Consider the following 13,231-nt stretch of genomic DNA (forward strand, 5'->3'; position numbering starts at 1 on the left):
TTATATGTAATATTTAAATGTTACATATAAAAACAAAATACTTTATAATTAAATATATAAATATAAAGAGGTGATTTTATAAATGCAACCCGCTACACAACTTTCTAATGAACAGAAATACTCTATGTCATGGGGACAATTTATTAGCTCCGTTCTATTCGCTTTTTTCGGAACCGGACTTATTACTGTGTTCCTCGCAATGCCCTTAACAATTTATACATCAGGTCTTACAGATAAAAAACAAATTGCCTTGTATGAATCTATCGTAAATACTGCAAGTATCGTATTACAACTAGCCGTGTTGTTATTCTTCATTTTTAAATTCGAACCCGCAAAAAAATTGCTACTAAAATCTTTTAACTTTAAAGCACTTAAAGAATGGCGTACATACGTATACTTACTTCTTTTCTTCACTATAAATATTTTACTCAATTACATCTTGTTAAATTATATGTTCCAAGACGCAACAAAGCAGCAATCTTCCGCATTAAACTTAGACGTTTTTAAGCAGTATCAAATATTATTACTTCTCGGCTTCGCAATACTTACACCAATTTTTGAAGAGCTTATTTTCCGTGGTTTTATACTCCGCTTCTTCTCAGAGCGATTTCCATTTTGGATTGCAGCCATCATAACAAGTTTCTTCTTCGGTATCGCTCATACATACTCACTTGGCGTAATGGTAATTACTTTCTTCATGGGATTATTAATGGCTATTTTATGTAAAAAAACAAAATCCATTATTCCAGCTATGTTATTTCATATTATGAATAATATGTTGGCATTCTTGAGTTAGAAAGAGGTATCATCGCGATACCTTTTTTATTAATTCGTATCATTACTTCTCATTTCTATCAATTTATACATATTTATCCCGCTTTAATGGGCAGTAAGACCCCCACATCAAAATGCAGCGAAAGCAAAGAATTTAGGTGGGGGATCAACCGCCCATAAAAGCCCGATTGGTTCAACTAATATCCAAAATAAACCTCATGTAGTAAAATATACCTTAATTATTATCAAGGAGTTTATATATGTTCAGTATTATTTGGATGGCTTTTATGCCACTTCTCTTACTCTGCGGAATTGCTGGCGGTATTTTTTTAGTAGTAAAAGGAATTAAACACCGTTAATTACTCGTTGGTTTAATGGGGATACTTAGCTTCTCCTTTGTCACACTACCTTTTGTTTTTTGGGGCATGGGAGTGGATAGCAATGCAATCCTCCCTATTTCAACTACTTTATATTGGATACTGTTTTCTTTAACTGGATTATTAGCAGGGGTAAGTGGAGTCCAAGCCAAAATTAAAAGTATACGTATACGTAATATGGGATTCATTATTTTTATCGCTGGTATATTAAGGGTTACCTTCTGGTTACTCATGACTGTAGGTGATTCATACTATATATAATATTTTTTAGAAACCCATAAATCGGAGGTAATACAAAAGTGTTCGGAATATTAACTTGGATGATTTTCGCTCTTACCTTGATGTTATGCAACTTCATCATTGGCATTTTTTTAATTATTGTTGGTATTAAATGTCGTAAATCACTTACTATTATGGCTAGTTTGATTAGTATATCGCTTATCTTTGTTCCTATCATTTGTATAGGTTATGGAATAGATTTAGAGGAGATTGTTCCAGTTTCGGGAACTTTATATTGGTATTTCTTCTCTTTAGCTGGACTATTAGCTATTATAAGCGGAAGACAAATATCCAGTATTCGTGCTATGGGAATGGTTTTATTTATAACAGGGCTGTGCTCCGTAACTGGTTATCATTTTTTATATTTAACTCTTTAAACAGACAAAAAAGCAGGGAAATTAATTCCCTGCTTTTCTATTTGGTTTATTGCCTGATGGTAAGAAGAACGATAATACCCAAGCAATCCCTGCAAGTATCGTCGCAATTAAGAAGGCATCGTTAATACCGTTAATTGCAGATAACTTCGAAATTTGTCCAAATAATAGTTGCGTGCTCATCGCATCTCCTGCTTGCGCTGATCCAGCAATCGCTGCTAAACTTTGCCCCATGCCGTGTACTTTATCAACTAAAATTGGGTTTGACGTTGTTAACATGTTGCCATAATCTGCTACGTGAGCAGTCGTTTGTTGCGTCATAAGTGTAATTAATATCGCTGTTCCAATTGAACCAGCTACTTGTCTTGACGTATTTTGCGTTGCTGTACCGTGAGAAATTAATTTCATCGGCAGTGCGTTCATACCTGCTGTCATAATTGGCATCATAATAAATGACATACCAATCGAACGTATAATATAATCCGTCATAATTACACTATACGGTGTATCCATTGATAACGTTGTGAATTCATATGTCGCAAACGTTGTAATGGCTAAACCGACAATTGCTAACGGACGAATACCATACTTATCAAATAGTTTACCTGCAATAGGTCCCATGATCCCCATAATTAATGATCCTGGAAGTAGTAATAAACCTGATTCTATCGGTGTGAAACCGCGAATGTTTTGCAGATATACCGGAAGTAATAACATACCTCCGAATAATGCCATCGTAACAATTGCATTAATTACTAAAGTAAAAGTAAATACTGGGTATTTAAACACTTGTAAATCAAGCATTTTATTGTCCGTTGTTAGCTCTCTCCAAATAAATACCGCAATACCTACTACACCAATGATAAGTGAAATAACAACCTCTGCACTAGTCCAACTATTATTTCCTGCTTCACTAAATCCGTACAATAAGCTACCTAGTCCAATACTTGAACTAACAACACCGAATACATCTAACTTCGTTTTAGATACCGGCTGAGCTAGTGTAAAGAATTTTAAAGATAGGAATGTAATAATTAAACCGATAATAAACATCGCATAGAACATTAAGTTCCAGCTATAGTTTTCAATCACCCAGCCCGTTACAGTTGGTCCGATAGCTGGTGCTAAAATCATCGCTACACCTAGTAGTCCCATCGCTGCTCCGCGCTTATGAGGCGGGAATAATGTCATGAAAATATTCATACCAACCGGCATTAAAATACCTGCACCCACCGCCTGAATAACGCGGCCCGTCATCATCATTGTAAAGTTTCCTGAAGTAGCACAAATGATAGATCCTACCGTGAAGAATAACATTGCCGCTACGAATAATTTACGATACGTAAATCGTGAAACTAAAAAGGCACTAATCGGTACTAAAATACCATTTACAAGCATGAAACCTGTAATTAACCATTGTGCTGTTGAAGTTGATACGTTAAATTCATTCATTAACGGAGGCAATGCAACGTTAATAATTGTTTGGTTTAAAATAGAAACGAACATGCCGAGAATTAATACAGCTACAACTGCTTTTACGTTCACATTTTCTACAGGCGTAGACATTTGTTTTTTCGGCTCTTCTTTTTCTTGTTTTACTTCTTCTTGCTTTCCTGTTTCTAACTCAACTACATTAGAAATTTCTGCTTCTTGCTTTCGTTCAATTTCTTTCTCTTCTGTTTCTACCTTACTTACTTCTATTTTATTTACGGCTGGGACTTGTTCTTCTCCCACGTTCGTTTTTTTCTTTCGTAAAAGACGATTTACAAGGAAGAAGACGATTATACAAAATAGTGCATATCCTGCAATTGCAATTGAGGACATCTCATCTCCCCCTTACTTATGAATACGAACTGACACATTCATTCCAGGAACAATATTTACTGATTTACTATGATCTAAAGAAATTTTAACTGGTACTACTTGTGTTACTTTCGTATAGTTCGCTGTTGCGTTGCTTGATGGTAACATAGAGAATGTATTCGCTGTTGTTAATCCAACTTGCTCTACTTTTCCTGATAAAGTTGTATCTGGGTATGCATCTACATACACATCTACATCTTGACCTTTTTGTACATCGTCAACATCTGTTTCTTCAATGTTTGCTGTTACCCATAAATTGTTCATATCAAATGCATAAGCAATTGGGCTACCTGCTCCAACGAAAGCATTTGTTGTTGCATTTGATTGTACAATTGTTGCATTTTGTGGAATTGTTACATCTACTGTTTGTTCTCCATTTGCTGCCGCTACAGTAACAGCACCTAATTTATCATTTTCATTGTAATTCTTTCCTACTTCAGCTTTCCAGTCAGTTAATTTACCTGCTACTGGTGATGCAATCGGAATTACCTTTCCATCAATTTTTGCATTTTCTGTTTTTAAATAATTTTCCGCTTGATTGTAATAGTAATAACCGCCAATACCACCGCCAACTAGTACAATTAATGTGATAATGTTGATAATCACCATTCTTCGAAACTGATTCATTGCATTCCTCTCCTTATATCGCATATAATTTTTTTCTAAACTATTTACGTCCTTATTGTTTAGATTGTTTAATTGTTAATTATATTAACTTTTAGACAAAAAAATCACACCATCTGCGGTGTAAATTGAAATTTATCTACCTGCGAGCGGTGCTGATTTCTGAAGGACTATCGTTTATAATTATAAATAATTATTTTGAATCTACAACCGACAATTTAAGTATGAAATGTCGCTTAAACAACAATATAATACCTATATGTTGTTTAAGTATAGAAAATTAAACGAGGAGAAGTAAAAATGTCTATTAAAAATACAAATGATCCACGTGTAAAGCGGACGAGACAACTCATACAGGATGCTTTTGTCGCTTTAGTAGGCGAAAAAGGATTTGATGATGTAACTGTTCAACATATTGCAGAACGTGCTCCTGTAAATCGCGCTACGTTTTATAGCCATTACCATGATAAATATGACCTATTAGACAAAAGCATTGAAGAAATGTTAGAGAAGTTAACAGAAGTTATTAAGCCGAAAAATAGAAATAAAGAAGATTTTCAACTTACATTTGATTCACCACATCCGACATTTTTGGCTTTGTTCGAACATATTGCAGAAAATGTGAACTTCTATAACGTTATGCTTGGTGATAAAGCCGCTGGAAACTACTCTTATAAAATGATGAAAACAATACAAACACATTTAACATTAAGCCTGTCTATTTCACAGCCAGATGATAAAGATCTTATGGTTCCTCGTGATATTTTAATTAGTTATGTGACAGGAGCTCATATCGGGATGATTATGTCATGGTTAAAAAGAGGGATGATTTATACCCCGCATTTTATGGCCATGCAATTAACTCGTTTAATCATTTTAGGTGCTCATACTGCTGCAGGATTAGAACGACCTTTTTAAAACATAAAAAAGCGAAGGAAAATCTCCTTCGCTTTTTCTATTAATTAAATGTAATGTTATGTACAGCCTCTTTATCAAGACGTTTAATAACTTCTACAATTAACTTCACTGCATTTTCATAGTCATCACGATGTAACATTGCCGCATGAGAATGAATGTAGCGCGTTGCAATTGTAATTGCCATAGACGGAATACCATTTGCAGAAATGTGAATTGCGCCTGCATCCGTTCCACCGCCCGCTACTGAATCATATTGATACGGGATTTGTAATTCGTCAGCAACATCAACTACAAAGTCACGTAAACCTGTATGTCCAATAACAGAAGCATCATATAAAATGATCTGTGGTCCATCACCCATTTTACTTTGCGCTTCTTTTGCCGTTACACCTGGTGTGTCACCAGCGATACCAACATCTACGGCGAATGCGATATCTGGTTTAATATAGTTCGCAGATGTTTTCGCACCACGAAGACCAACTTCTTCTTGTACAGTCCCTACGCCGTATACAACGTTTGGATGCTTTTCATCTTTTAATTGTTTTAATACGTCAATTGCAATTGCACAACCAATTCGGTTATCCCATGCTTTTGCAAGTAACATTTTTTCATTTTTCATCACTTGGAATTCAAAGTAAGGTACAACTTGATCGCCAGGTCGTACGCCCCACTCCATTGCCTCTTCTTGGCTAGAAGCACCAATATCGATGAACATGTCTTTAATTTCAACTGGCTTTTTACGCGCTTCTGGAGGTAAGATGTGTGGTGGTTTTGAACCAATTACACCTGTTACATCTCCTTTACGCGTTACAATTGTCACGCGCTGCGCAAGCATAACTTGTGACCACCAGCCACCAACTGTTTGGAAACGAAGGAAACCTTTGTCATCAATTTGCGTAATCATAAAGCCAACTTCATCTAAATGACCTGCAACCATAATTTTCGGGCCGTTTTCTTCCCCTATTTTTTTCGCAACTAAACTTCCTAAATTATCAGTAGAAAGTTCGTCCGCAAACGGCTCAATATATTTCTTCATTACTTCGCGTGGTTCACGCTCGTTACCCGCAATACCACGTGCATCTGTTAATTCTTTTAGCATTGTCAATGTCGCGTCTAATTTTGTCATTGCCAACACCCTCCTTTTTCTTCAGTCACTTCATTATACAAAAGGAAATTGAAATATTCAAAAATTAAATCAGTATCCTTGTGTTTGACGCTGATGATTTACTTCATTTTTATCTAAATATGCCTTTTCAATTTCTTCTTGCTCAAACTCTAGCGCTTGTCCAAGTCGAAGGTAGCTTGTAAATAATTCAATATAGTTCGTAATAGATGGTTGATCTGTAAAACGAATTACTTTCGCATATGTGTCTAAGAAAATTTCTACTTGTGTTTTATTCGTTTGTGCACATTTATAGAATAGGAAGTTTTTATCAATACCTAAATCAATTCCGATTGATAAAATAAAATGCAAGCCATCTACGTATTCTTCTAATATTACTTCACGTTCTGATGCTGGTTTGTTGCTCCAATATTTAAAACAACGTGTTTCATTTGCAAGTTCTCCAATTTCTACAAGAAGAGCTAACATTTTTTCTTTTAACAACTTTTTCGGTTGTAAATCATGCTCTTTCACAATACGGTCATCTAATTCTTTTTGTAATTTAAACAGTTGTAGTAAGTCCATTCTATTGTCCTCCTCCAACATCGCATTTTACGCAACAATGTTGTTTCATCTCAAAGTTCATTATTATTTTTCGTTTCTTATTAATAAGTCAGCCATTTATCTCTTTACAAAATAGCTTGTCCTTAATTCACAAATACGTTTCAATCATCACGATTAGATTGTTCACTCGGATTGGTGATAGTTAATCATTATCCGGGGATTGTCCACTGATAAAAAATTTATTTTATCTGATGAAAGTTCCATATCATCTTTCCATTATAGCAGTGTCGTTTCAGGTAGGAAAGATACTCTTCTTTCCAAAGGGGGATAATTGAAAAAAGCCAGGAGAATTCTCCTAGCTTCATATGTATATTCTTCTATATCGCTATAGCTTTTATATTGATTTTGTCATATCGATAACGACATACTTCTCTTTGCATACAAATAAAAAACCTTAGAAGAAAAATCTTCTAAGGTTTCAACTAATTAATTAGTTAATGTTGTTTTTTGCAACTGTTGCTAATTCAGCGAAAGCTTTTTCGTCATGAACAGCTAAGTCAGCAAGCATCTTGCGGTTAACTTCGATGCCAGCATTTTTAAGACCGTGCATTAAACGGCTGTAAGAAAGACCATTCATACGAGCTGCTGCGTTGATACGTGTAATCCATAATTTACGGAAGTCACGTTTCTTTTGACGACGGTCACGGAATGCATACATTAGAGATTTCATAACCTGTTGGTTAGCAACCTTGAATAATGTACTCTTAGAACCGTAGTAACCTTTTGCTAATTTTATAACTTTTTTACGACGTTGACGAGTAACTGTACCACCTTTTACTCTTGGCATAATATTACCTCCTAATTGTTCTATATATCAGCCGAACTTATTTTAAGTTGTCAAGCATTTGACGAATGCGTTTGAAGTCACCAGCGCTTACTACACCAGCTTTACGTAGTTTACGTTTAGCTTTTGTAGATTTGTTAGCGAATAAATGGCTTGTGTAAGCGTGAGAACGTTTCAGTTTACCTGATCCAGTCTTTTTGAAACGCTTTGCAGAGCCGCGATGAGTTTTTTGTTTAGGCATAGGTATTTCCTCCTCTATCTATTACTTATCGTTTTTCGGTGCTAAAACTAAGAACATACTACGTCCTTCCATTTTAGGCTTAGATTCAATTGTACTAACTTCAGCACAAGCTTCTGAGAAGCGATCTAAAACACGTTGACCGATTTCTTTATGAGTAATGGCACGTCCTTTAAAGCGAATTGACGCTTTAACCTTGTCGCCTTTCTCTAAAAACTTGATAGCATTACGAAGTTTTGTGTTAAAGTCGTGTTCATCAATTGTTGGACTTAAACGAACTTCTTTCATGCTAATTACTTTTTGATTTTTGCGCTGTTCTTTTTCTTTCTTCTGTTGCTCAAAGCGGAATTTACCGTAGTCCATAATGCGGCATACTGGCGGTTTCGCATTTGGAGCAACTAATACTAAATCAAGATTAAGATTTGCAGCTAAGTCTAAAGCATCATTACGAGACTTGATTCCAAGTTGATCGCCATTTGCACCAACTAAACGTACTTCACGTGCACGAATTTGCTCGTTAATCATCATATCCTTGCTAATAGTAAGCCACCTCCAAGGTTTTTTCAGAACATCTTTTGTAGTCATAGAACCCGACAAAAAAAGTGCGGGCATACGACACCCACACTTGTAAATTCTTAAGTAAGAAATACATTTACCTGTAAACTGCGAATGCGTCCATCAGGTGAGAAGCGGGTGCTTCTACTTGTTCCACAAAACAATATTCTATTATCCTTGATGAGTTTATCATAGGACATGACGTCTGTCAAGAAGACGCTATGTGTTTTACTAACAACAAGAAATATTGTAACAAACAACTAACATACTTGCAATACTTTTTTATGATAAGTATAGTTTGGTTATTTTTTCTAGTTTTTCTTTTTTATAATACATACGAAAGCCGCGGTATACCGCGGCTCTGTCTTATCGTTTTCCTTCTACTTTAATCATATCAACAAAAGCATCTAATGCAATTGTTTCTGATTTTTGTTCACCATATTTACGTACGTTTACGCCGTTTTCAGTTACTTCATTGTCACCTACTACAAGCATGTACGGAATTTTTTGCATTTGTGCTTCACGGATTTTGTAACCAATTTTCTCTTCACGAGTATCTAATTCAACACGGATACCAGCACGACGTAATTCATCTTGTACTTTCTTCGCATAGTCTAAATGTACTTGCGGAGAAACTGGAATTACTTGCGCTTGAACTGGAGCTAACCAAGTTGGGAATGCACCTTTGTATTCTTCAATTAAGAAGGCTACGAAACGTTCCATAGTTGATACAACACCACGGTGAATTACAACTGGACGATGTTGTTTACCGTCTTCACCAACGTAAGATAATTCAAAGCGTTCTGGAAGTAAGAAGTCTAATTGTACAGTTGAAAGTGTTTCGTCTTTTCCAAGAGCAGTACGAACTTGAACGTCAAGTTTTGGACCGTAGAATGCCGCTTCACCTTCAGCTTCATAGTAATCAAGACCCATTTCATCCATAGCTTCTTTTAACATACCTTGCGCTTTTTCCCACATCTCATCATCAGCATAGTACTTTTTAGTATCAGCTGGGTCACGATAAGATAGACGGAATGAATAGTTCTCTAAACCAAAATCTTTGTACACTTCTAGAGTTAAGTTTACAACACGTTTTAACTCTTCTTTAATTTGATCTGGGCGAACGAAAATGTGCGCATCGTTTAAAGTCATTCCGCGTACACGTTGTAATCCAGATAATGCTCCAGACATTTCATAGCGGTGCATTGTTCCAAGTTCCGCAATACGGATTGGTAATTCACGGTAGCTGTGAATATCATTTTTATAAACCATCATGTGGTGAGGGCAGTTCATCGGACGAAGAACTAACTCTTCATTATCCATTTCCATTGATGGGAACATACCATCACGGTAGTGATTCCAGTGACCAGAAGTTTCATAAAGCTCTCTGCTTCCTAGTACTGGAGTGTATACGTGATCATAGCCTAAGCTTGCTTCTTTATCAACGATGTAACGCTCGATAATGCGGCGGATAGTTGCACCTTTTGGTAACCAAAGTGGTAAACCTTGTCCTACTTTTTGGCTATTAGTAAATAGTTTTAATTCTTTACCTAATTTACGGTGATCGCGCTCTTTCGCTTCTTCAAGCATACGTAAGTGCTCATCTAATTCTGCTTTCTTAACGAATGCAGTACCGTAAATACGTTGTAGCATTTTATTATTGCTATCGCCGCGCCAGTAAGCACCTGCAACGCTTAATAATTTAAATACTTTAATTTTCCCTGTAGATGGAAGGTGAACACCACGGCAAAGGTCGAAGAATTCGCCTTGCTCATAGATTGAAATAACTGCATCTTCTGGAAGATCGTTAATTAAATCTAATTTTAACTCATCGCCGATTTCTTCAAAGCGACGAAGTGCTTCTGCACGTGGCACTTCATGACGAACGATTTCTAAGTTCTCGTTCACAATTTTTTGCATTTCTTTTTCGATTTTCTTGAAGTCTTCAACTGTGATTGCTTCTTCCATATCAATATCGTAGTAGAAGCCATTTTCAATTACTGGACCAATGCCGAGCTCAAGCTTAGCATCTTTATATAAACGTTTTAACGCTTGTGCTAATAGGTGGGCTGTTGAATGGCGTAAAATGTATAAGCCATCTTCAGAATCTAATGTAATAATAGAAACTGCACCATCTTCTTCGATTGGTGTAACAAGATCGATCATCTCATCGTTTAATTTTCCAGCCACAGCTTTTTTCTTTAAGCCTGGGCTAATAGAAGCTGCGATTTCTTCAGTTGTTACGCCTTTTGGAAACTCCTTCACAGCTCCATCAGGGAAAGTAATTTTAACTACATCTGCCATCACTGGTCACTCCTCTTTTTTTCAAAATAAAAAACACTCATCCCGTAAAAAGGGACGAGTGTTGAATTCGTGGTTCCACCCTTGTTCCAATTAACATTATTGTTAATTGCTCAAGTTCAACATAACGGTGTTGTCCGTTAGCAATTACTAGAAAAAACCGTTCACTGCTAAAGTTTAGAGGTGGTAAGTAATAATCCCGTACTAGGAAGCTCACACCCTAAGGCTTCCCTCTCTGAAAATCGTAGAAAACTACTCATGTCCTCATCATGACATTTCAATATATTTCATTTATGTAGGTAATTATATGCTCAAAAACTTAGAAAATCAAGGGCGTTACCTTTATTTTTTAAATTTTTCACATTGCGCTCAAACTCATGTAATCCATGTAATTGGATCCGTTCTTGGAATACATTTCGCAAAGTAATAATCATATTATGGTCTTGTTCTTTCGTATATAAATAAATTTTTTTCGGCGAAATAGAAAGAAGTGGTGCAATTACTTTCGTATCAATATATACATCCTTTTGCTTTAATAATTCCTCGTCTATATATTGGACCAATTTCTCCTGTTTTAAACGTCTACCTTTATCATCATAGAAAATAAAACTTTCATCAAAAATAAGATGCACACAGGACAAACGTGATTTTCGGCTACGCACTTGTTGCCTTAGCGTCTCAATAAACATTTGATATTCTTGTTCCAACTTATACTCATCAATCGACAATTCAGCAAGCTTAGCTACCATTTCCCTATATGTACGAAGGCGAAAACGAACATATGATGAAAACGAGAACGAAAGCGGATCACAAAGCCAGTTATTTAAAGAAGATTTAATATATGATTCAAATGTGTGACGTGTTAATTCACGAGCAATCCCTTTTCTTCTTCCCTTTAGAATCTCTTGTGCCATATGCAATATTTGATGACACTCTTCCTCTTCTTCATAAAAAAACTTCTCTTTTAAGATTGTATAAATCCACTTATTTTGCTTTACATTCACAATGAAATATACCATTACCGGCAATAAAATCTTTTCAATATAATTCGATTCACATACTGGTATGTGAATCACCACTTTTTGTTCCTGTAAATACACACTCGTTTCCTTATATAACAGTTCCGCTCTTTTCAATAGTTGTCTATATACATGCATAGCATCATTTTTTTCTTCGAAGCAAATTTCAATCACTTTTGTCCCCCCTTTTATCCCTGCTCTAAAGGATTGTATCTATACGTTACAAATCCTATAAGAGTCCGTCCCGCGTGAAGTTCACTCTTAGTAGAATTACATTTCCTATCGTTAGAAAATCCACTCAATATGGCTTGCTAATTTTATATATATTAAGGGAGGGAGAAAAAAATGATACAAGCTACAATGAATTTTCTATAAGAAGTTTTTCGTTTTGCAATTCACCTATTCTGAGAAGTGTTCAAAACGAAAAAAAGAGCAAGCTTTTCAGCTTACTCTTTACTTATGACGTCGGTTTTTCCCGCCAATCGGAATCGGCTTCGCTAAATATTTAATTCGTTCCATAATACGTGCTGCTTTCATTTGTTCTGCTTCACCACGCTGTGTATACGTTAAATGATGTTCCAATTCCTTGAAATCAAAGTTAGACGTAAAGAACGTCGGTAAGTTTTCTAACATACGGAATTGCAAAATTGCACCAAGCACATCGTCACGCACAAAACTTGACATCGCTTCTGCTCCGATATCATCTAGCATTAAAACTTGTACGCGTTTCACCGCATCAATCTTTTCCCCAATCGAATTATCTTGAATCGAACTTTTAATTTCACGTAAAAATTCAGGGAAGTATACGAGCATCGAACTTATTTTCTTTTGAGCAAGTTCATTCGCCATTGCTCCTAACAAATACGTTTTCCCTACACCAAATTTACCGTACAAATATAAACCTTGTACTTTTTTACCAGGTTCATATGTACTTAAAAATTCATTAGCTGCACCAATTGCATCAATACGCGCATCTAAATCTGAAGGATCTAAGTTTTCCATCGTTGCCTGTAAAATGTCAGTTGGCATATATACACTTTGAACGAGTTTTTCATATTTCTTTCTCTCGTCATATGCTACTTTTCTAACGCAACGATCGTATTGAATATCAATCATCTTCCCTTGGATAACGAGCTTTGGCTCATATCCTTGCAGCATGTTTTTACACGAACCTAGATCCGGACAATCCGCACAACCTACACTTTGTCCAATATATTCGTATAACTTCACAAGGCTGCGCTCAATCATAGAAGTTGTTACTTCACCTTGATGTTCGTCTATAAATTCTTTCACACGCGGATGCGCCATTACTTCCGCCTTTAATACTTCATATCTATTTTTAAAATTTTTATTTTCCATTAACTTTGCAAATGAATTTTGAATATGCTCCATTTTCTCA

Annotated in this window: 13 protein-coding genes, 1 pseudogene and 2 other annotated features; of the genes and pseudogenes, 4 read left to right on the top strand and 10 right to left on the bottom strand. The window is 35.8% G+C overall.

Annotated elements, in window-relative coordinates; translation table 11 throughout:
• The first annotated feature begins 82 nt into the window (after nt 1-82).
• The 3 genes and pseudogenes from ACLBWW_RS04350 (at nt 83) to ACLBWW_RS04360 (ending at nt 1,807) form a co-directional block, all read left to right on the top strand.
• Nucleotides 83-796, top strand: coding sequence for a CPBP family intramembrane glutamic endopeptidase (locus ACLBWW_RS04350; RefSeq protein WP_048544332.1), 714 nt, complete (start codon nt 83-85; stop codon nt 794-796).
• Nucleotides 797-1,034: 238 nt separating this feature from the next.
• Nucleotides 1,035-1,412, top strand: a pseudogene (locus ACLBWW_RS04355) (DNA-binding protein).
• Nucleotides 1,413-1,450: 38 nt separating this feature from the next.
• Entirely contained in the window at nt 1,451-1,807 is a 357-nt protein-coding gene (locus ACLBWW_RS04360) for a hypothetical protein (protein WP_048544336.1), read from the top strand.
• Nucleotides 1,808-1,828: 21 nt separating this feature from the next.
• Here ACLBWW_RS04360 and ACLBWW_RS04365 read toward each other — a convergent pair whose 3' ends face one another.
• Nucleotides 1,829-3,628: a DHA2 family efflux MFS transporter permease subunit gene (locus ACLBWW_RS04365; protein WP_048544338.1), complete on the bottom strand. Its 1,800-nt coding sequence runs from the start codon at nt 3,626-3,628 to the stop codon at nt 1,829-1,831.
• 12 nt (nt 3,629-3,640) lie between these two features.
• Nucleotides 3,641-4,294: an HlyD family secretion protein gene (locus tag ACLBWW_RS04370; RefSeq protein WP_001071411.1), complete on the bottom strand. Its 654-nt coding sequence runs from the start codon at nt 4,292-4,294 to the stop codon at nt 3,641-3,643.
• Nucleotides 4,295-4,591: 297 nt separating this feature from the next.
• Here ACLBWW_RS04370 and ACLBWW_RS04375 point away from each other — a divergent pair, with 297 nt between their 5' ends.
• Nucleotides 4,592-5,209: a TetR/AcrR family transcriptional regulator gene (locus ACLBWW_RS04375; protein ID WP_048544339.1), complete on the top strand. Its 618-nt coding sequence runs from the start codon at nt 4,592-4,594 to the stop codon at nt 5,207-5,209.
• Nucleotides 5,210-5,249: 40 nt separating this feature from the next.
• Here ACLBWW_RS04375 and ACLBWW_RS04380 read toward each other — a convergent pair whose 3' ends face one another.
• The 8 genes from ACLBWW_RS04380 to dnaI all read right to left on the bottom strand — a co-directional run bounded on the left by ACLBWW_RS04380 (nt 5,250) and on the right by dnaI (nt 13,224).
• Nucleotides 5,250-6,335, bottom strand: a complete 1,086-nt coding sequence (locus ACLBWW_RS04380; protein WP_048544341.1) for a M42 family metallopeptidase — start codon at nt 6,333-6,335, stop codon at nt 5,250-5,252.
• A 69-nt stretch (nt 6,336-6,404) separates the two neighbouring features.
• Nucleotides 6,405-6,896 (bottom strand): dUTP diphosphatase, encoded by a 492-nt coding sequence (locus tag ACLBWW_RS04385; RefSeq protein WP_000365057.1) that lies wholly within the window; start codon nt 6,894-6,896, stop codon nt 6,405-6,407.
• A 469-nt stretch (nt 6,897-7,365) separates the two neighbouring features.
• Complete coding sequence (rplT, locus tag ACLBWW_RS04390) at nt 7,366-7,722, bottom strand: 50S ribosomal protein L20 (protein ID WP_001138364.1); 357 nt, start codon at nt 7,720-7,722, stop codon at nt 7,366-7,368.
• A 37-nt stretch (nt 7,723-7,759) separates the two neighbouring features.
• Complete coding sequence (gene rpmI / locus ACLBWW_RS04395) at nt 7,760-7,960, bottom strand: 50S ribosomal protein L35 (protein ID WP_001125946.1); 201 nt, start codon at nt 7,958-7,960, stop codon at nt 7,760-7,762.
• Nucleotides 7,961-7,981: 21 nt separating this feature from the next.
• Complete coding sequence (gene infC, locus ACLBWW_RS04400; protein ID WP_000973214.1) at nt 7,982-8,485, bottom strand: translation initiation factor IF-3; 504 nt, start codon at nt 8,483-8,485, stop codon at nt 7,982-7,984.
• Nucleotides 8,486-8,547: 62 nt separating this feature from the next.
• Nucleotides 8,548-8,668: a sequence feature (ribosomal protein L20 leader region), on the bottom strand.
• 210 nt (nt 8,669-8,878) lie between these two features.
• The gene (thrS, locus tag ACLBWW_RS04405) at nt 8,879-10,816 is read right to left on the bottom strand and encodes a threonine--tRNA ligase (protein ID WP_000786074.1); all 1,938 of its coding nucleotides are present in this window, start codon (nt 10,814-10,816) and stop codon (nt 8,879-8,881) included.
• 47 nt (nt 10,817-10,863) lie between these two features.
• Nucleotides 10,864-11,093: a binding site (T-box leader), on the bottom strand.
• Nucleotides 11,094-11,124: 31 nt separating this feature from the next.
• Nucleotides 11,125-12,006 carry a putative sporulation protein YtxC gene (gene ytxC / locus ACLBWW_RS04410; RefSeq protein WP_098048083.1) on the bottom strand — a complete coding sequence of 294 codons (882 nt, stop codon included), beginning with the start codon at nt 12,004-12,006 and terminating at the stop codon, nt 11,125-11,127.
• A 279-nt stretch (nt 12,007-12,285) separates the two neighbouring features.
• Nucleotides 12,286-13,224: a primosomal protein DnaI gene (dnaI, locus tag ACLBWW_RS04415; protein WP_000400114.1), complete on the bottom strand. Its 939-nt coding sequence runs from the start codon at nt 13,222-13,224 to the stop codon at nt 12,286-12,288.
• Between the last annotated feature and the right edge of the window lie 7 nt (nt 13,225-13,231).

It is taken from the genome of Bacillus sp. M5A3_1b (genome assembly GCF_053345335.1).